The sequence below is a fragment of the Comamonas sp. 14P8.1.4 genome (assembly GCF_057799285.1).
Genome location: NZ_JBYOKN010000043.1, coordinates 1 through 374, shown reverse-complemented (window position 1 = coordinate 374; position 374 = coordinate 1). Strand labels below are relative to the sequence as shown.

Here is a 374-nt window from a genome sequence, read left to right as displayed (position 1 = left end):
GCCCAATCCGCTCTTGCGAGCTCCGAAGCCCCTGTCTGAAAAGCCAGGGGCTTTTTCTATGGGGTGGTGCGCTGGTATTTCTGTAAATGTTTGCGAAAAAAGCTAAAGAACCGCCAAGCGGTTCCGATAAACGGTGCAAAGGACAACAAAGTTCTTGTTAAAGCAAAAGCTACACACCGTTTAAACCGCTTGTTCAAAGGATTTCTGCCATGGCCATGACCATCAACACCAATGTCGCTTCGATCAATGCACAGCGCAATCTGAGCCTGTCGGGCAGCACACTGTCCACCTCGATGCAACGCTTGTCTTCGGGCCTGCGCGTGAACAGCGCCAAGGACGATGCAGCAGGTCTGGCCATTTCGGAGCGCATGAAT

At 52.1% G+C, this 374-nt stretch carries 1 protein-coding gene; it reads left to right on the top strand.

The features are described from left to right. Positions 1-209: 209 nt before the first annotated feature. On the top strand, positions 210-374 hold a 165-nt coding region (locus AC27VO_RS16550), incomplete at its 3' end, for a flagellin N-terminal helical domain-containing protein (protein WP_488667810.1).